Here is a 17,685-nt window from a genome sequence, read left to right on the forward strand (position 1 = left end):
TGACCCATGCCGCAATTCTTCATTGACCGCCCGGTATTCGCCTGGGTTGTCGCATTGTTCATCCTGCTGGCCGGTGCCTTGGCCATCCCGCAGTTGCCGGTGGCCCAGTACCCCAACGTGGCCCCGCCACAGGTGGAAATCTATGCCGTGTACCCTGGCGCCTCGGCGGCGACCATGGACGAAAGCGTGGTCAGCCTGATCGAGCAGGAGCTCAACGGTGCCGACAACCTGTTGTATTTCGAGTCGCAAAGCAGCCTGGGCAGCGCCACCATCACCGCCACCTTCGAGCCTGGCACCCACCCCGACCTGGCCCAGGTCGATGTGCAGAACCGCCTGAAGGTGGTCGAGTCGCGCCTGCCCCGCCCCGTGACCCAGCAGGGCCTGCAAGTGGAAAAGGTATCCACCGGCTTCCTGCTGCTGGCCACCCTGACCTCGGAAGACGGCAAGCTCGACGAAACCGCCCTGTCGGATATCCTCGCGCGCAACGTGATGAACGAAATCCGACGCCTCAAAGGCGTCGGCAAGGCCCAGCTGTATGGCTCCGAGCGCGCCATGCGGATCTGGATCGACCCGAGCAAGCTGATCGGCTTCAACCTCACGCCTAACGACGTAGCCGACGCCATCAGCGCACAGAACGCCCAGGTCGCCCCCGGCAGCATTGGTGACCTGCCCGCCCGTGGCACCCAGGAAATCACCGCCAACGTGCTGGTCAAGGGCCAGTTGAGCACCCCCGAGGAATTCGCGGCCATCGTGCTGCGCGCCAACGCGGACGGCTCCAGCGTGACCATCGGCGATGTCGCCCGAGTCGAGATCGGCGCCCAGGAATACCAGTACGGCACGCGCCTGAACGGCAAGCCAGCCACCGCCTTCAGCGTGCAGTTGGCCCCTGGCGCAAACGCCATGGAAACCGCCGACCTGGTGCGGGCGAAAATGCAGGAGTTGTCGCGCTACTTCCCGGAGGGGGTGAAATACGACATCCCTTACGACACCTCGCCCTTCGTCAAGGTGTCCATCCAGCAGGTGATCAACACCCTGTTCGAGGCCATGTTGCTGGTGTTCGCGGTGATGTTCCTGTTCCTGCAGAACCTGCGCTACACGCTGATCCCGACGCTGGTGGTGCCGGTGGCACTGATGGGCACCTTCGCCGTGATGATGGCCATGGGCTTCTCGGTCAACGTGCTGACCCTGTTCGGCATGGTCCTGGCCATCGGCATCCTGGTCGACGATGCCATCGTGGTGGTGGAAAACGTCGAGCGGATCATGGCCGAAGAAGGCCTGCCGCCCAAGCAAGCCACGCGCAAGGCCATGGGCCAGATCAGCGGGGCGATCGTCGGCATCACCCTGGTGCTAGTGGCGGTGTTCCTGCCAATGGCCTTCATGAAAGGTTCGGTGGGGGTGATCTACCAGCAGTTCTCGGTGTCCATGGCGGTGTCGATTCTGTTCTCGGCGTTTCTTGCCCTGAGCCTGACCCCTGCCCTGTGCGCCACCCTGCTCAAGCCGCTGGCCAAAGGTGAGCACCACGAACGCAAGGGCTTCTTCGGCTGGTTCAACCGACGCTTCGATAGCATGAGCAACGGCTACCAGCGCTGGGTCGTGCACGCGCTCAAACGCAGCGGCCGTTACTTGCTGGTGTATGGCGTGCTGCTGGCCGTGCTGGGCTATGGCTTCAGCCAACTGCCCACAGCGTTCCTGCCGACCGAAGACCAGGGCTACACCATCACCGACATCCAGCTGCCGCCCGGTGCCAGCCGCATGCGCACCGAGCAGGTGGCCGCCCAGATCGAGGCGCACAACGCCGAAGAACCGGGCGTAGGCAACACCACGCTGATCCTCGGCTTCAGCTTCTCCGGCAGCGGGCAGAACGCGGCGCTGGCCTTCACCACGCTCAAGGACTGGTCCGAGCGCGGTGCCGACGACAGCGCCCAGTCGATCGCCGACCGCGCCACTATGGCTTTCACCCAGCTCAAGGATGCCGTGGCCTACGCTGTACTGCCGCCCCCTATCGATGGCCTGGGTGAGTCGACCGGTTTCGAGTTCCGCCTGCAGGACCGGGGTGGCATGGGCCACACTGAACTGATGGCCGCGCGCGATGCATTGCTGGCCAATGCCGGCAAGAGCAAGGTGCTGACCAACGTGCGCGAGGCTTCGCTGGCCGAAAGCCCACAGGTACAACTGGAAATCGACCGTCGCCAAGCCAATGCCCTGGGTGTGTCGTTCGCCGACATCGGCGCGGTGCTGGATACCGCCGTAGGCTCCAGCTACGTCAACGACTTCCCCAACCAGGGCCGTATGCAGCGGGTGGTGGTGCAGGCCGAGGGCGACCAGCGCAGCCAGGTCGAAGACCTGCTGAAAATCCACGTGCGCAACAGCAGCGGCAAGATGGTACCGCTGGGGGCCTTCGTTCAGGCGAAATGGGTCAGCGGCCCGGTACAACTGACGCGCTACAACGGTTACCCGGCGGTTTCGATCTCCGGTGAACCGGCCGCGGGCTACAGCTCGGGCGAAGCCATGGCCGAAGTCGAGCGCCTGGTCGCGCAACTACCCGCCGGTGTGGGCCTGGAGTGGACCGGCTTGTCCCTGCAAGAGCGGCTGTCCGGCAGCCAAGCACCGATGCTGATGGCGCTGTCGCTGCTGGTGGTGTTCCTGTGCCTGGCAGCGCTGTACGAAAGCTGGTCGATCCCGACCGCCGTGCTGTTGGTAGTTCCGCTCGGTGTGCTCGGTGCGGTGCTGGCCGTAACCCTGTGCGGCATGCCCAATGACGTGTTCTTCAAGGTCGGCGTGATCACCCTGATCGGCCTTTCGGCAAAGAACGCGATCCTCATCATCGAGTTCGCCAAGAGCCTGATGGACCAGGGCGTCGATGCCGTGGACGCTGCGGTACAGGCAGCCCGCCTGCGCCTGCGGCCGATCGTCATGACCTCGCTGGCCTTCATCCTCGGCGTGGTCCCCCTGGCCGTCGCCACCGGCGCCAGCTCGGCGAGCCAGCAGGCGATTGGTATCGGGGTGATCGGCGGCATGCTCAGCGCAACCCTGGCGGTGGTGTTCGTGCCCGTGTTCTTCGTGGTGGTGATGCGCCTGGCGGGGCGGGGTAAGGCCAAGCCTGAGGCGCGAGCCAGCCACGCCACTGAAGGCTGACAGGTCGGGGTAAGCCGATGAACAGGAGCGTTGGCATTGCGCTCAACGCTCCTGTTCTGGTTAACCCACTACTTTTTGTTAACCGCCGCCTTTAGCTTCGTGCCCGCTGTGAAAGCAGCCTTGTTTGCTGCAGGGATATTCAGCGGCGCCTTGGTCCGAGGATTTCGGCCAACCCGAGCAGGCCTGTGCTTCAACTTGAACGTACCGAAGCCAACCAGGGCAACCTGGTCTCCCGTCTTCAACGCTTGGGTAACTTCTTCAATGAAAGCATCGAGGGCTTTTGCAGCCTTCAACTTTGAGACTTCTGCCTTTTCCGCGATGGACTTGGTCAGTTCGCCTTTGTTCATAGACTCGCTCCTTGGTTTGCAGGCTTGTCCCCAGGACAGCGCCGTCGGCGTATTTAGGGCCCCATTGGGGTAAGCCCACAACTGGTAAAAATGTCAGGTCGCGCACCCTGTTGTTCTGCCAATCTGGACTTTCACTTCCAGGCATGGGAGGTTGCCAAGCCTTGAACCTTGGAAACTGCCCGATGACCTGCCCCCCCTTGCCCTGCTGTTCTGTTCTCATCCTCGCCGGCGGCCGTGGCCAGCGCATGGGCGGCCGCGACAAGGGGTTGCTGGCCTGGAAGGGCGAGCCGCTGGTGGCGCATGTACAGCACGTGGTGCGGCCGTTGAGCGATGACCTGGTGATATCCTGCAACCGCAACCAGGCGGCCTATCGGGCCTATGCCGACCAGTTGGTCGAGGACGCCGACCCGGACTTCCCCGGGCCGTTGGCCGGGGTGATCGCCGGCCTTGCCGCGGCGCGGCACGAATGGGTGGTGGTGCTGGCCTGCGATGCGCCGCTGATCGACCCAGTGTTGATCGAGGAATTGCTGCAGTTGGCGGTGACTGGCAACAGTGCGGCGATGGTGCGCCAGGGCGGTTACTGGCAACCGATGTTCAGTGTATTGCCGCGCAGGCTGTTACCGATGCTGCAGCAGGCCTGGGCGGCCGGTGAGCGGAGTTTGCAGAAGGCCCTGCTGCTTGAGCCGGTGCAGGGGCTGGAGTGTGCCGAGGATGACCGCAGGTTGAGCAATTTCAATAGCCCTGACCTGCTGCAGGGGTGAAAGGTCGATTTCCTTCACGCATTAACCCGCCGACAGCTCCCCGACGCTGATCTCGCGCATTCTGAACTTCTGCACCTTGCCGGTCACCGTCATCGGGAACTCATCGACAAAACGGAAGTAGCGCGGCACCTTGAAATGGGCAATCCGCGCCCTTGCCCATTCGCGCAGCTCGTCTTCAGTGGCCGTATGCCCCGGATGCAACCGCACCCAGGCAACGATCTCCTCGCCATACTTGCTGCACGGCACGCCAATCACCTGCACGTCGGCGACCGCCGGGTGAGTGAAGAAAAACTCCTCCAGCTCACGCGGGTAGATGTTCTCGCCGCCCCGAATGATCATGTCCTTGCTGCGCCCGACGATGCGCACATAGCCCTGCTCGTCCATCACCGCCAGGTCACCGGTATGCATCCAGCCTTCGGCATCGATGCTTTCGGCCGTGGCCTTGGGGTTGTTCCAGTAGCCCAGCATCACGCTGTAACCACGGGTACAGAGCTCGCCGATCTCACCGTGCGGCACGCTGTGGCCATCGCCATCGACGACCTTGTTCTCCAGCCGCGGCTGGGTCCGCCCGACACTGCTCACCCGCCGTTCCAGGTCATCATTGGCGCCGGTCTGCAATGACACCGGGCTGGTTTCGGTCATGCCGTAGGCAATCTGCACCTCGGCCATGTGCATCTCGTCGATGACCCGGCGCATGACTTCGATCGGGCAGGTGGCGCCGGCCATGATGCCGGTGCGCAGGCTCGAGAGGTCGAACGCGTGACGTTGCGGGTGATCCAGTTCGGCGATGAACATGGTCGGTACGCCGTACAGTGCCGTGGCCTTCTCTTCGGCGACCGCGCGTAACGTGGCCAACGGGTCGAACGCATCGTTGGGGTAGATCAGCGTACTGCCATGGGTCATGCAGCCCAGGTTGGCCATGACCATGCCAAAGCAGTGGTACAGCGGTACCGGCACCACCAAGCGATCATGCTCGGTCAGGCCGAGGCTTTCGCCGACCATGTAGCCATTGTTGAGGATGTTGCTGTGGCTCAGCGTGGCGCCCTTGGGGAAGCCGGTAGTGCCGGAGGTGTACTGGATGTTGATCGGGTCGTCACAGTGCAGTTGCGCCTGGCGCGCCGCAAGGGCCTCGGCGCTGACCGCATCGGCGCGGGCCTGCAAGGCGTCCCAGGCCATAAAGCCCGGCGGCGGTGCCGCAGCCAGGCTCACCACCCCGCGCAGTTCGGGGAAGCGCTCGCAGGCCAGTGCGCCCGGCGTGCCATGGGCAAGGCCCGGGACCAGGCCGAGCAGCATGGCGTGGTAATCGGAAGTCTTGAAGGCGTCGGCGCAGATCACCCAACGGCAACCCGACTGGACCAGGGCGTAGTCCAGTTCGCTTGTGCGGTAGGCCGGGTTGATGTTGACCAGGATTGCCCCGACCTTGGCGCTGGCGAATTGGGTAATGCACCACTGGGCACAGTTGGGGGCCCAGATGCCCAGGCGGTCGCCCGGTTGCACGCCCAGGGCCATGAGCGCGCGGGCGTGCCGGTCGACGGCTGCGGCCAGTTGCCGCCAGGTGTAGCGCAATGATTGGTGGTGAACGACCAGGGCTTCGCGGTCGGGGAAGCGGGCCACGGTGGTGTCGAAGGCGTCGCCGATGCATTGGGTAAGCAAGGCCTTGCCCTGGTCGCCCTGGGAGTAGCTTGGCTGGGTCATGGGTGCGCTCTTGTTGTTCTTGTGTTGATTGGCCGGCCCTTGCGCAGGCAACACCGCCCCCACAGGTACTGCACGCCCTGTGGGAGCGGGTTTATCCGCCCTACCTGACAAACACCTGCGGCGTGGCGGTCGACATGTCCCCACCCGGCAGCTTGATGTTCTTCACTTTCTCCAGCGTCTGCGGGTCGAACACCGCCAGGTCGTTGAAGGTGCCGCCCAGGTACAGCTTGTCGCCCTTCTTGTCGAAGGCCACGCAGTAATAGGTGTGTTCAAGGTTAGCTGCCTTGATCAGTTTGCGTTCCTTGATGTCATACCGCGCCAGGCGGTTGAGCACACCGTAGATCTGGTTCGGATCCTTCGGCGAACGCAACCCGGTGAAGTACAGCTCGCTCAGGTCGGCAAACTCCTGGGTGTGGGTCTTGCCGGTCTTCAGGTCCACACTCAGGTAACCATAGAGCAGCTCGGCGGTGGCCGGGTCCTGCTTGTCGTCCTTGAACTTGGCGATGGTATAGAGCATCGAAAACTCGTGCCGGGCGCTCTGGTGCGGCCAGAAATACAGCACGTCCGGGGCGCTGTAGCCGGGCCGGTTCCAGTTGCGCAACGGCAATGCCACCTCGTACTTGCCGGTTTGCACGTCCATCTTGTAGATGTCCGGGCCGGCCACGAACAGGCTGCCATCGTCGGCGGCGCGCATCAGGTACACCTGGCGCGGCATCGGGAAGGTACGTGCAGGTTTGGCATCGAGGCCATCGGCGGTGCGGAACACCTCCAGGCGCGGCGGCTTGACCACATAGTGATCGTTCAGCCGCTGGGTCGGGTTGACCGTGGCATACACCTCTTTACCGTCCGGGCTGATGGCAAAGGAATACATCGATTTGCCGACCTCCCCGGGCACACTGGACAAACTGGCGTGGAAGGTGGTCTTGCAGGTGTCCAGGTCGATGCCGTAGAGGTCGCCGTAATGGTTGTTGAGCACATAGGCAGTGCGGTTGTCGGGCGCCATCATCGCGGTGCCGGGGCCGAACGCGTCAGGCATGCGGCAGCTCTTGTACACCGCATCCGTGGCCACATCGACCACGTGCAGGTTGTTCGGGTAGTTGGTCACGATCAAGTATTCATGGCCAGCCTTCAAGGCCGGCCCGGTGTCGTCAGCCTGTACCGCCCAGGCGCTGGCCGTGGTGGCGACGGTGAGCGCGAGCTGCGCGCAGAGTCCAGGTTTCATGCGGTTTCCCCTTGTCATTCTTGTTGGGCCGGTCACTTGTCTTTCGGGAACACGGTGCCAAGGTTGCGCCAGTCGTCCTGTGAGTTGGTCGCCTGGGCATTCCAGTCCTGGTAGGTGCTCATCATGTCCGGCACCTGAGCCGGCCACCAGCAGGGGTCAGAACAGCCATAGAGGTCGGCCTCCATGGGTTGGCACAGTGAGCTCACGCCGCCAAAGGCGTCCACCTCCCAACCCGGGTCGGTGGTGGCGGTACAGCCGGCCACCGCGCTCATCGCCATGACCTCTTCAACACGGTCTTCGGCAGCGGCCTGTTCGAGGATGCGCGCCTTGTTGTTCAGGGGCTTCAAGTGCTTCATGTCAGTGCGCCTTCCGCGGGGTGATATAGCGGTCGATGAAGGCCGGGTTGGCGGCCATGATGCGGCTGTAGACTTCGATGCCGAAGTCGACCCAGTCGCGCATCAGTTCGCAGTAGTGGTAGGTGGGGTGCTGCGGGTCGCCGTAGCGTGCGTAGCTTTCGTGGTAGCAGCCGCCGGAGCACAGGTTGCGGATACGGCAGCTTTCGCACCCAGTGTTGCTGCGGTCCAGGCGTTGCGACAGGAAGTCATTGAGCTGCGCTTGTTTGACGCCTTGGTGCACATTGCCGAAGGTCGGCAGGCTGGAGCCGGTGAAGCGGTGGCACAGGTTCAGCTCGCCTTCGTGGTCTACCGCCAGCATCTTCAACCCGGCGCCGCATGGCAGGGCTTTCTTGTGGCCTTCGTGGATGTCGGTGATCAGCTGGTGCAAGTTGGAGAAGCCGATGTTGCGGTGCTCCAGCGCTGCTTCCAGGTAGCGTCGACCCAGGGTTTTCATATTGGCGAACACCTGCACCAGCTCGTCGCCGGTGAGGTTGAACGCCGACAGGTCGCCGGAGGTCACCGGAGCGAAACCGACCTCTGCAAAGCCCAACTCGTTGAACAGGTGATGCCAGATGGTCTCGACATCGGTGATACCACGGGTCAGGGTCACCCGCGCCCCCACTGGGCGGCTGTTGTAGCGCGACAGCAGCATCTCGGCCTTGCGCCGCACCACGTCGTAGGTGCCCTGCCCGCCCACGGTGATGCGGTTGCGGTCATGCACGGTCTTGGGCCCGTCGATACTGATCGACAAGCCGAAGCGATGGGCGTTGAGCCAGTCGATGATCTCTTCGGTCAGCAAGGTGGCGTTGGTGGTCATGATGAACTCCACCTGCTTGCCAGCCTCGGCAAAACGCCGCTCGCAGTAGGCCACCATGTGCTCGATCAAAGGCCGGTTGGACAACGGCTCACCGCCGAAGAACACCACGCTGTAGCGTTGCTCGTCGGGCGATTCCTTGAGCAGCATCTCCACCGATGCCTCGGCGGTGGCGGTACTCATCTTCTTGCCGGCCGAAGGTTTGTCCAGGTCCTCCTTGTAGCAGTAGGTGCAACTGAGGTTGCAGCCGGTGTTGACGTTGAGCACCACCGTGTTCAACGCCGTGCGCTCGACCTGCTTGAGGGCGATTTCCGGCGTCAGTGGCGAGCCGTCACTGACCACTTCCAGGGCGATCAGCTCGCGCAGGGTCTCTTCGATATCGACGCCGGCAAACTGCTGGCCGAGGCGCTGCATCAGCTCTTCGGCAGAGCAGCCTTGCTGGCGCAGGGTGTCGATGATGCCGCCGGTTACCGCGTCAGTGGCAAACAGCGAGCTGCTGGGGATATGAAACAACATGCGGTCGGCATCGACCTGCACTTCGTGCAGGTTGCGTTCGACCAGGTTCAATTGTGCGCCCATGGCGACCTCCGATAATCGATCCGTTGGAAAACGCGTTCACACCTGCCTTATGGCAAGGGCGGGTTGTTCCAGCGTTGGACGGTGACGATCATGTGGCCCTCGCCGGTCTGGCCGCCGTCAGCCAGGGTGGCAATGACCTTCAGGTTGCCCGCGTTGTTGGTCATCATCTTGCGTGCCGGGTTAGGCCCTGCGCCGCCGGGCACGAAGACCCCGTCGGCCTGCATCTGGCCGGCGAACTTGACGTCCTCGTCCTCGACTGCACGCTCGTTGAACGGCTCGACCTTCCATTTGGCCGGCAGGTAACCGATGCGCAGCGGCTGGCCGCTGGCGTCCCTGCCCCAGGCTTCGGCTTCGAAACGCCCTTGCACCTTCGGTACCGAAGCGCCGTTCTCGCCGATGCGGGCGATGGAGAACGCCGGCACCACCTTGACCTCGTCGACCTTGTCGTACACCGCCAGGTTGACGCCCTTGAGCGCGCCCACCGCCACTTCTCGCTGGCCTGGCTTGGCGTCTGCCGCCGCGCGCGCCTTGACCCGCATCAGGGTCGGCGTGGCCTCAAGTACTTCGGTCACTTCAACACCAGCGCCCAGTTCCGGCTTGCCCGACAGGCCGCTGCCGACCAGGGTGATCTCGCTTTCGGCACCCACCTTGATGTACGCCGGCTGCACTGCCAGCAGGCGTGCCTTGTCCGCTTTCACGGCGCTGAAATCCAGGCCGCGCTCATCGTGATCGGCCTCGAACATGCGGCCTTTCATCTCGCCATCCAGCGCCGCGAATACCTGGCGCAGGTTGCTGTCGCCGACTTTCACGTTGCCGCGCCATTCATAGCCGTTGTAGAGAATCGCCGAGCCGCTGCCCGTGAACGGCGTACCGTCGGCGTAGCTGCCGTTGACCTCGACCTTGAAGGTGTCGCCCTCCCCCGCACTGACAGTCATCACCCCGCGGACATCGCCTTTGGCCAACATGTGGCCGCTGAACGCCCACTGCCCTGGCAACGCATCGGCCTTGGGCCGGGCCTGCTGCCATTGGGCCCAAGCCGGGCTGTCGAGCGGGAAGCGCTTGGCCAGGTCCGGCACCATTTGCTTGAGGGCGATTTCCAGCCAGTCGCGATCGCGGGCCTGGGCCTGGTATTCGAGGGACGGCCATTGGCCGAGGTGGAAGTTGACCAGGTGTTCCCATTCCTGGGCCGGGCGGCGTTGCAAGGCGACCCGGGCACCGGAGTGGCAACGGCCACAGGTTTCACTGAGCTGTTGGTCGAAGTGCTCGACCGTGTTCAGCCGGCGCTCCATGGCGTAGCGCACGCCGTCGGTTTCACTGGGCGCCAGGCCCTGCTTGTCGGCCAGGTACTTGACCAGGGTGCGCCGATCATCGTCGCTGATCTGCAGGCCGTGCATGACCTGCATGCGGGCGATGCTCATCAGCCAGCCTTCGGGCGTCTTGCGCTGATGGCTGATGCGGCTGTAGTTGTCGTTGCCCTCGGGGATATGGCAACCCATGCACTTGGTTTGCAACAGGCTCGGGCCCTGCTCGGCCGCCATGGCCTGGGTGCTCAGCAGCGCGGCGGCGACCAGCGCCAGTTTGCCCGCATGCCGCCGGAGTCGAGTCGTCTTCAAGGTCAGACCTCCACGGTTGTTGTTCTTATCGTTTTTGCACGCTTTGGTACAGCAGATGTGCATGTGACTCTGGCGATACAGGAACTGTGCCACCTGCTTCAAATGTGTTGAATTTCAGCCTCTTAGTAGGTTTTTAACGGTCGTGAAGGCGAACCTGAGCCTTGTCGGAGCGTGCCATTTCGCGACAGTGTGTTTCATGTTGAGACAGGGCCCTGCCCCGCAAAGAGGCCAGTGCAGGCAGTGTTTCACCACCGTCTCACAGCGTCTCAATGTGCAACAGCGCAACCCTGCAATCGCAACCTTGCACGGCGGCAAACCCCAAGCGCCTCAAGCCCTTGCAGCCAATCGGCGACCTTGGCACGGCCATTGCGCAACCGCCTCTCACATTCCAATGACAAGAGGCACTGCCCCATGCTTTCCGAACTGCCCATCCTGCCCGCCACCCGCGCCTTCCTCGAACGCAAGCTGAAGATGCGCATCGGCGCCAACTGGCAGGACGCCGCCAGCGGGCGCACCCTGTCGTTTCGCAACCCGGCCACTGGCGAGGTGCTCGGTGAGGTGCCCGCCGCCGACGCCGAAGATGTCGACCGCGCCGTACGTGCCGCGCGCCAGGCCTTCGACGATTCGCCGTGGAGTCGCCTGCGCCCGCGAGAGCGCCAGAACATGCTGTGGCGTCTGGCCGACCTCATGGAGCGCGATGCGCAACAACTGGCTGAGCTTGAGTGCCTGAACAACGGTAAGAGCGCCGCCGTGGCCAAGGTCATGGACGTGCAGTTGGCCATCGATTTCTTGCGCTACATGGCCGGCTGGGCCACCAAGATCGAGGGTAGCACCGTCGAAGCTTCGATGCCGTTGATGCCCAACGACCAGTTCCACGGCTTTGTCCGCCGCGAGGCGGTTGGCGTGGTGGGCGCCATCGTCGCCTGGAACTTCCCGCTGCTGCTGGCCTGCTGGAAGCTGGGCCCGGCCTTGGCCACCGGCTGCACGGTGGTGCTCAAGCCCGCCGACGAAACCCCACTGACCGCGCTCAAACTGGCCGAACTGGTGGACGAAGCCGGCTACCCGGCCGGCGTGCTCAACGTGATTACCGGCACCGGCCTGAATGCCGGTGCGGCGCTCAGCCGTCACCCGGGCGTCGACAAGCTGACCTTCACCGGCTCGACCGAAGTCGGCAAGCTGATCGGCAAGGCGGCCATGGACAACATGACCCGCGTCACCCTGGAACTCGGCGGCAAGTCGCCGACCATCGTCATGCCCGACGCCAACCTGCAAGAAGCCGCCGCCGGCGCCGCCACGGCAATCTTCTTCAACCAGGGCCAAGTGTGCTGCGCAGGCTCGCGGCTGTACGTGCACCGCAAGCACTTCGACAACGTGGTGGCCGACATCGCCGGCATTGCCAACGGCATGAAGCTCGGCAGCGGGTTGGACCCAGCGGTGCAAATGGGCCCGCTGATCTCGGCCAAGCAGCAGGACCGCGTCACCGGCTACATCGAGCTCGGCCGCGAGCTGGGCGCAACCATTGCCTGCGGTGGCGAAAGCTTCGGGCCGGGGTACTTCGTCAAGCCGACCGTCATCGTCGATGTCGATCAGCGCCACCGCCTGGTGCAGGAAGAAATCTTCGGGCCGGTACTGGTGGCGATGCCGTTCGATGACATCGACGAGGTGATCGGCATGGCCAACGACAACCCCTATGGGCTGGGGGCGAGCATCTGGTCGAACGACCTGGGGGCGGTGCATCGAATGATTCCGCGGATCAAGTCCGGGTCGGTGTGGGTCAACTGCCACAGCGCGCTCGACCCTGCCCTGCCATTCGGTGGCTACAAGATGTCCGGCGTCGGCCGCGAAATGGGTGCGGCGGCCATCGAGCACTACACCGAACTCAAGTCGGTGCTGATCAAGCTCTGACCTTCAGCCGCTACCGGCCCTTGCACAGGTACACCACTGAACGCGAAAGCTGTGAGGTACCTGTGGCAGCGGGTTCACCGGCGAATCGGCCGGCACAGGCAGCGCAAAAACAACAATAAAGAACCATGGAGCACACCATGAGGCACACACTCGCCTGCACATTAGCCCTGCTGTTGGCTGCACCTGCCGCCCAGGCCCACGCGCTGTACAACCAAAACGGCACCACCCTCGACGCCGACCTCGAAGCCTTGTTCGGTGCATTCCACAGCGACGAAAGCTACAACCAGGCCGGTAACCGCCAACCCGGCAGCAGCAACTGGCGCGAGGGCTACGTCAAGTACGGCCTCAGTGCCAGCCAGGCCCTGGCCGACAACGGCGCACTGTATGGCGCCTTCAACCTGCTCAGTTCCGCCACCTGGGGCGATGGCGACGCCGCTGGCCTGACCCTGGGCGATGAACGCCGCACGGCCATCGAAGACCTGTACCTGGGCTGGCGTTCGGCCAACCTGTTCCCAGCACTGGGCGAGGATGGCATCGACCTCTCTGGCGGCCGTCAGGTGGTCAGCCTGGGCGATGGCTTCCTGATCCAGGGCGACCCGGTCAACTTGGGCAAGGTCGACCTGGGCGCCAACTTTGACCGCGGCGGCGCCTATTACCTGGCCGCGCGCAAAGCCTTCGACCGCACCGCCGTGCTGCGCCTGGGCGGCAAGCAGGGCTGGCGCGGCGACCTGATGTGGCTGAAGTCCGACAACCACTACCAGGCCGACACCTCCCTGGCGGTGGCCAACCTGGAACACGTCGCCGACGCCGGCACCGTTGGCCTCAGCTGGATCCGCGGCCTGGACGTAGACCAGCGCTACGCGCAGATCATGGGCCTGGAGCACCGCGACGGCATGGACACCGCCAGCCTGCGCGGGCGTGGCAACCTGGGCGTGAAAGACCTCGAGCTGGCTGCCGAGTACGTGACCCAGGACAAAACCGGCGGGCGCGAGAATGCCTGGTACCTGGAGGGCAACTGGACCTTCTCCGAGCTGCCCTGGTCACCCACTGCCACCTACCGCTACAGCCGCTTCTCCGAAGGCTTCGACCCGCTGTTCTATGGCCTGAGCCGAGGCTACGGTACCTGGTTCCAGGGTGAAGTGGCGGCCAACTATGCCGGGCCGTTCAACAAGAACAGCCAGGTGCACCACGTGGCGCTCAAAGGCAAGCCACGGGACAACCTGACCGTCGGCGCGCTGTACTTCGACTTCGATACGCTGGACACCGACCAGGGCAACCTCGGCGGGCGGGAGCTGGACCTGTATGTGGAGTGGATGGTCAACGACCACCTGCTGATCAGCCCGCTGGTGGGGTTCTACAAGCCTGAGCGCAGTGTGGCCAATGGCGGCACGCAGATGGGCAGCCGTGACACCGGCACCTATATGCAGTTGGTGGTCGGGACCTTTTTCTGACCTGCAACCCCGGGGGGCAAGCGAATAGCAGTTCAGAGGCTCCGATTCGGGACCCTGGGGCCGCCATGCAGCCCTGGGTTCTCAGGCATAGCCCTGCTCTGTGAGCCAACGTCGCAGCATTTTCTGATGCTCGACCTGCTGCCCCTCAAGCACGGCACTGAGCGCCTGGCCGGCCTGCAGCACGCGAACTATCGGCGCCAGCTCCACACCTTGCAAATGCCAAACCCCCAGCGGCTGGTCCGTCGTCACCACGACCTCGGCCTCATCCACCAGCCCGTCACGCAGCACCGGCTGCCGCGCCACTCGCACCGCGCGCCAGTCCGCGCTCAGGTGCAGCGGCTGGGCATCCGGCCAGCCCTGACGCCGGGCCCAGAACGGTTGCCCCGCCCGGCGTTGCTCCTGGGCATAGAAATCCCGGCCAATGCGAGCAAAGCGCAGGAACAACTGCTCGATCCGCTGCTGATGAAACTGGCGCGCCAGCCCTGCGCGTTCGGGTTTGCGCAGCAAGGTGTTGATCACCACAGGCGCCTGCAGCGCGGAAGACAGTGACTGGAAAATGCCATTCCCCGACAAGGGGTCAACCGCCATGGCGGCATCACCTACCCGCAGCCAGTCTTCCCCGACGCAATCGCCCGCCAAAATTGCCGTGCTGCTGCGTGCATGCACCTGCGCCGGCTCCAGAGCTCGCGCCCCGAACAGTTCGGCTACAAGAGAACTCTGACCTCGGCGCTCAGCGCAGTAGGCGGCCAGCTCGGACTTGCCCGGCAGCCCAGCGGCGTCCAGCGTGACTTGCCAGTAACAGCGGCCATCCTCCAGCCGCGCCATCCACGCCCAGCCATCCTCCAGGCTTTCCACTGCCGAGGCAGGCGCCCCTGGGCTACCCTGCCAGGCATTGAGCAGGCTGACAGTTTCCGGCCCGCGCAGGCGGTCCGCGGCCAGCGGTGCCTGACGGCCTCGGGCCTCAACGAGAAAATCAGCGATCAGTACCTGCCCATCGTCCAGACGAACACGATGACCGCCCTCGTGCACGAGCTCGCGCACCCGCCCCTCGACCACACTCACGCCCGCACGCTGAAGGTCCTCGCGCAGCGCCCGGTCAAACCGCTGTCGATCCAGCAGAAACTCCTGGTTCATGTGCAGGTGCTGGCCATTCCAGTGCACCTGCCGGGTAGCCGGCATGGCCGCCTGGCTCAAGGCCCCACCAAGGCCCGCATGCCGCAAGCCCTCCAGCACCCGTTGCGAAACCCCTTCAACTGCCGCGAAACGGCGCCACTGCGACACCACCGTCACGGTGTAGCCCAGCCGCCGCAAGCCGATGGCCGTGGCAGCACCTGCAGGGCCGGCGCCCAGCACCACAATGCGCGCATCAGCCACGGCTGGCACCTCGCCGTTCAGGGCCGATGAACGTCGCGTGATCGCGCAACCAGTCATGGACCTGCTGGCGATCCATACCCGGTTCGTCACGCAGCAACGCCGCAATCCTGCCGCTCAAAGCTGCACAGCCCAAGCTCGCGCCCGCTCTGCCGCCCGCACCTACATAACCGCCGAAAGCTGCCTGCCGGGTGCCAAGCCAGGACCACTGGCCGGGCGCGCAACGCGCATCACCGGTAACCCGGATCACCCCAGGGTAGCTGGCCGGGTACACCGGTCCACCCTGTGCCGGGCTGGATGCACACAACAGCACACCGCAAGCCAGCGCTTCGGCACAGGCCTGATGCAGCACGGGCCGGTCGTGCTGTAACCCCAGGCTGAGGTTGACCAGCGTAGCCCCCGCCTCCACCAGCCACAGCAGCGCCGCAGCCACCTGCAGGGCACTGGTACTGGCCTGGTCGCTGAACACCTGGGCCACCAGTACCGGCATCGGCCCGGCCTCACGCTGCAAGCTGGCAAGTACCGCGCTGCCATGCCCTAGCTGGTCGGGCAGCATTTCTCCTTCACGCAGCTGACCGTCCTCCAGCCAGAAACGCCGGGCGCCCAGCAAACCGCTGGCCTGCTGCGGCGAACAGCCACTGTCGATGATGCCCACACGCAAGTCAGTGCCCATGCTTGATCACCTCCTGCGGCAGCACCCGCAACTGGCCGTCATGCAGCTGCAAGTGCAGGTCGGCATCGGCGAGTATCGACGCGCGGTGGCTGATCAGGATGCGCGTGCGGCCGGCGAACAGTTGGTCGATGGCCGCGATCACTTCGCGCTCGGTGGCTTCGTCCACTGCCGAGGTGGCCTCGTCCAGCACCAGAATCGCCGGGGCCTGCAGTACCGCACGGGCGATGGCGATGCGTTGCTTCTGGCCGCCGGACAACTGCTGGCCCCGCTCGCCCAGCAAGCCGTCCAGGCCCAACGGCAGGCTTTCGACCAGGCTGTCCAGTCGCGCCAGGCTCACCACCCGCTCCAGCTCTGCACGGCTGGCTTCCGGCACGCCGTAGGCCAGGTTTTGCGCAAGCGTGCCGCGGAACAGCACGATGTCCTGGCTGACAACGGCTATACGACGGCGCAGCGCGGCCAGGTCCAGTTCGCGCAGATCAGTACCATCCAGCAGAATGCGTCCGGCGTCCGGGTCGTAGAAGCGCTGCAGCAAGTCGATGAGGGTCGACTTGCCCACCCCCGAGGCACCGCTGATGGCCACCTTCAGGCCACCCGGCACGCATAGCTGCACGTTGTCCAGCACGGTACCTTGCCGCCCTTCATGGGCAAAGCTCAACGTCTCCAGGCGCAATTCGCCCGGCCCGTCCGGAATGGGTTGCGGGTTGGCTGCCGGGCGCACGGCCACGGCCTCGCGCTTCAGCTCCATCACCCGCCCCAGGCTCACTGCCATGCGCTGCACCGCCACGTACAGGCCCAGCAGGCTCTGCACCGGGCCTACCGCCATGCCCATGTAGGTGGAAAAAGCGATCAGCGCACCCAACTGCCACGTCCCCTGGATCACCCACCAGCCGCCCACCAGAAACGCGCAAGCGCGGCACCAGGAAGTGAGCGTGCCGGGGATGGCCTGGGTGAAGAATTCGGTCACCTGCACCTTCAGCAACTGGCGCATGTAACCCTGGCCAAGCTGATCCAGCCGCCCTGCCTCGCGGCCTTGCTGGCCGGCCGCCTGAATGAACTTCATCGCCGGCAAGGTCTCGACCAGGAACGACGAAACATCCGCCGAGCGCTCGCGCAGGTTGCGCACTTCGCGCTCCACCTTGCGCCGCATCCAGCGCAGCCACAGCACCTCGATCGGCACCAGCAGCGCCAGCAACAGCGACAGCTGCCACGACAGCATCAGCATCAACGCCACCGCGCCCACCAGGCCAATCACCGCCGACACCGCGGAAAACAGCGAATCCACGGCAAAGCGCTGGATCTCTGCCACGTCACCATCCAGTCGCGAAAGAATGTCGCCCATGCGCCGCCGCCCATAGAACGTCGGCGACAACTGCTGCAGGTGCCGATAAAGGTCATCACGCAGGGCAAACAGAATGCGCCCCGACAGGCGCGTATGCAGGTAGCGGTTGACCCCGGCCAGCACCGTGCCCAGCAGGCCCGCGCCGATCATGATCGCCGCCATGTGCCAGAGGGTCTGGTAATCCTTGGCCAACAGCCCCTCGTCGATCAGCGTTTTGACCAGCCAGGGCTGTGCCAGCGCCAGCAGCGAGGCACCCAGCGACAAACCGAGCAACAGCCCGATGGCGCGCCGATGGGGGCGCACGAAACCATACAGCCAGGCCAACGCCTGGCGCATGAGTACAGGGTCGCTGGAGTCCACCAGCCTTGCGAACAATGGGCCCATG

The 17,685-nt window shown here is 64.5% G+C and carries 13 protein-coding genes; 4 read left to right on the plus strand and 9 right to left on the minus strand.

All coding sequences use genetic code 11. The annotated features are described in order from the left end of the window. Positions 1–6: 6 nt before the first annotated feature. Complete coding sequence (locus tag HU766_RS17075; protein ID WP_186659099.1) at positions 7–3,135, plus strand: efflux RND transporter permease subunit; 3,129 nt, start codon at positions 7–9, stop codon at positions 3,133–3,135. A 68-nt stretch (positions 3,136–3,203) separates the two neighbouring features. Here HU766_RS17075 and HU766_RS17080 read toward each other — a convergent pair whose 3' ends face one another. Beyond that, positions 3,204–3,482 carry an HU family DNA-binding protein gene (locus tag HU766_RS17080; RefSeq protein ID WP_186659104.1) on the minus strand — a complete coding sequence of 93 codons (279 nt, stop codon included), beginning with the start codon at positions 3,480–3,482 and terminating at the stop codon, positions 3,204–3,206. A gap of 182 nt (positions 3,483–3,664) precedes the next feature. Here HU766_RS17080 and mobA point away from each other — a divergent pair, with 182 nt between their 5' ends. Continuing rightward, positions 3,665–4,243, plus strand: a complete 579-nt coding sequence (gene mobA, locus HU766_RS17085; protein WP_186659107.1) for a molybdenum cofactor guanylyltransferase MobA — start codon at positions 3,665–3,667, stop codon at positions 4,241–4,243. A gap of 21 nt (positions 4,244–4,264) precedes the next feature. Here mobA and HU766_RS17090 read toward each other — a convergent pair whose 3' ends face one another. From HU766_RS17090 to peaA, 5 genes are all read right to left on the minus strand, one after another. Then, positions 4,265–5,938, minus strand: a complete 1,674-nt coding sequence (locus HU766_RS17090; protein WP_186659111.1) for a fatty acid CoA ligase family protein — start codon at positions 5,936–5,938, stop codon at positions 4,265–4,267. A 100-nt stretch (positions 5,939–6,038) separates the two neighbouring features. Continuing rightward, complete coding sequence (gene peaD, locus HU766_RS17095; protein ID WP_186659114.1) at positions 6,039–7,160, minus strand: quinohemoprotein amine dehydrogenase subunit beta; 1,122 nt, start codon at positions 7,158–7,160, stop codon at positions 6,039–6,041. 32 nt (positions 7,161–7,192) lie between these two features. Further along, the gene (qhpC, locus tag HU766_RS17100) at positions 7,193–7,516 is read right to left on the minus strand and encodes a quinohemoprotein amine dehydrogenase subunit gamma (RefSeq protein WP_008091708.1); all 324 of its coding nucleotides are present in this window, start codon (positions 7,514–7,516) and stop codon (positions 7,193–7,195) included. A gap of 1 nt (position 7,517) precedes the next feature. Continuing rightward, the gene (gene peaB / locus HU766_RS17105) at positions 7,518–8,948 is read right to left on the minus strand and encodes a quinohemoprotein amine dehydrogenase maturation protein (protein WP_033697612.1); all 1,431 of its coding nucleotides are present in this window, start codon (positions 8,946–8,948) and stop codon (positions 7,518–7,520) included. 47 nt (positions 8,949–8,995) lie between these two features. Beyond that, the gene (peaA, locus tag HU766_RS17110; protein WP_186659119.1) at positions 8,996–10,561 is read right to left on the minus strand and encodes a quinohemoprotein amine dehydrogenase subunit alpha; all 1,566 of its coding nucleotides are present in this window, start codon (positions 10,559–10,561) and stop codon (positions 8,996–8,998) included. A 411-nt stretch (positions 10,562–10,972) separates the two neighbouring features. Here peaA and HU766_RS17115 point away from each other — a divergent pair, with 411 nt between their 5' ends. Next, positions 10,973–12,466: an aldehyde dehydrogenase family protein gene (locus HU766_RS17115; RefSeq protein ID WP_186659123.1), complete on the plus strand. Its 1,494-nt coding sequence runs from the start codon at positions 10,973–10,975 to the stop codon at positions 12,464–12,466. A gap of 137 nt (positions 12,467–12,603) precedes the next feature. Then, entirely contained in the window at positions 12,604–13,917 is a 1,314-nt protein-coding gene (locus HU766_RS17120) for a hypothetical protein (protein WP_186659128.1), read from the plus strand. Between the two features lie 81 nt (positions 13,918–13,998). Here HU766_RS17120 and HU766_RS17125 read toward each other — a convergent pair whose 3' ends face one another. Genes HU766_RS17125 through HU766_RS17135 form a run of 3 tightly spaced genes read right to left on the minus strand, consistent with a single transcriptional unit; the run spans position 13,999 to position 17,684 of the window. Beyond that, positions 13,999–15,291 (minus strand): tryptophan 7-halogenase, encoded by a 1,293-nt coding sequence (locus HU766_RS17125; protein ID WP_186659132.1) that lies wholly within the window; start codon positions 15,289–15,291, stop codon positions 13,999–14,001. Then, positions 15,284–15,961, minus strand: coding sequence for a peptidase S8 and S53 subtilisin kexin sedolisin (locus HU766_RS17130; RefSeq protein WP_186659136.1), 678 nt, complete (start codon positions 15,959–15,961; stop codon positions 15,284–15,286). The genes HU766_RS17125 and HU766_RS17130 overlap by 8 nt, the downstream gene beginning before the upstream one ends. Continuing rightward, entirely contained in the window at positions 15,951–17,684 is a 1,734-nt protein-coding gene (locus HU766_RS17135; RefSeq protein ID WP_186659141.1) for an ABC transporter ATP-binding protein, read from the minus strand. The genes HU766_RS17130 and HU766_RS17135 overlap by 11 nt, the downstream gene beginning before the upstream one ends. Position 17,685: the final 1 nt, after the last annotated feature.

Origin of the sequence: Pseudomonas sp. SWRI77, from assembly GCF_014269105.1 — a bacterium.
Taxonomy (GTDB): domain Bacteria; phylum Pseudomonadota; class Gammaproteobacteria; order Pseudomonadales; family Pseudomonadaceae; genus Aquipseudomonas; species Aquipseudomonas capeferrum.

Bases quoted from the DNA above. Each gene is read 5' to 3' on its own strand.
- HU766_RS17075 (WP_186659099.1), top strand. From the start codon at position 7: ATGCCGCAATTCTTCATTGACCGCCCGGTATTCGCCTGGGTTGTCGCA.
- HU766_RS17080 (WP_186659104.1), bottom strand. From the start codon at position 3,482: ATGAACAAAGGCGAACTGACCAAGTCCATCGCGGAAAAGGCAGAAGTC.
- mobA (WP_186659107.1), top strand. From the start codon at position 3,665: ATGACCTGCCCCCCCTTGCCCTGCTGTTCTGTTCTCATCCTCGCCGGC.
- HU766_RS17090 (WP_186659111.1), bottom strand. From the start codon at position 5,938: ATGACCCAGCCAAGCTACTCCCAGGGCGACCAGGGCAAGGCCTTGCTT.
- peaD (WP_186659114.1), bottom strand. From the start codon at position 7,160: ATGAAACCTGGACTCTGCGCGCAGCTCGCGCTCACCGTCGCCACCACG.
- qhpC (WP_008091708.1), bottom strand. From the start codon at position 7,516: ATGAAGCACTTGAAGCCCCTGAACAACAAGGCGCGCATCCTCGAACAG.
- peaB (WP_033697612.1), bottom strand. From the start codon at position 8,948: ATGGGCGCACAATTGAACCTGGTCGAACGCAACCTGCACGAAGTGCAG.
- HU766_RS17115 (WP_186659123.1), top strand. From the start codon at position 10,973: ATGCTTTCCGAACTGCCCATCCTGCCCGCCACCCGCGCCTTCCTCGAA.
- HU766_RS17120 (WP_186659128.1), top strand. From the start codon at position 12,604: ATGAGGCACACACTCGCCTGCACATTAGCCCTGCTGTTGGCTGCACCT.
- HU766_RS17130 (WP_186659136.1), bottom strand. From the start codon at position 15,961: ATGGGCACTGACTTGCGTGTGGGCATCATCGACAGTGGCTGTTCGCCG.
- HU766_RS17135 (WP_186659141.1), bottom strand. From the start codon at position 17,684: ATGGGCCCATTGTTCGCAAGGCTGGTGGACTCCAGCGACCCTGTACTC.